The following is a 451-nucleotide window of genomic DNA, read 5'->3' on the forward strand; positions in this document are numbered from 1 at the left end:
GGTGGGGTCAGACGCGCGGGCCGGGGTAGCGGTTGGCGGCCGACATGCGCAGTCCGGCGACCGTCAGGGCCACGATCAGCAGGGCGGCCAGCGCGGCGGCCACCGCCGAGAGCGTGGGCAGCGGAGCGGGGACGCCCTCGGGCCGCAGCACCTGGGCGAGCCCGTCGGAGCCGAGCCGGTCGTCGAGGAGGTGTCCGACGGCCAGCGCACCGGCCACCAGGGTGCCCGCCACCGCCACGGACAGCGAGCGGCTCACGCAGAGCGCGACGCCCGCCGCGGCGCAGACGGCGGAGACGCCGATCGACGCCGAGAGGCTGAAGGTGGACCCCTGCGACCAGTCCATCGGGAGGTGGGCCGCCGCGCAGAGCAGCATCAGCAGACCCGCCGCGCGACGCATCCACACCAGGGGCGTGGCGCCGTTCCGCCGCTGTCGCGGGTAGGGGGTCTCGGC

1 protein-coding gene is annotated in these 451 nt (G+C 76.9%); it reads right to left on the reverse strand.

What is annotated here, in order from left to right:
* Positions 1-7 precede the first annotated feature (7 nt).
* Positions 8-451 (reverse strand): hypothetical protein (locus AB8Z36_RS41895; RefSeq protein WP_440582149.1); only part of this gene is annotated, 444 nt, incomplete at its 5' end.

This window comes from Streptomyces flavofungini, assembly GCF_041028215.1.
GTDB classification, from domain to species: domain Bacteria; phylum Actinomycetota; class Actinomycetes; order Streptomycetales; family Streptomycetaceae; genus Streptomyces; species Streptomyces flavofungini_B.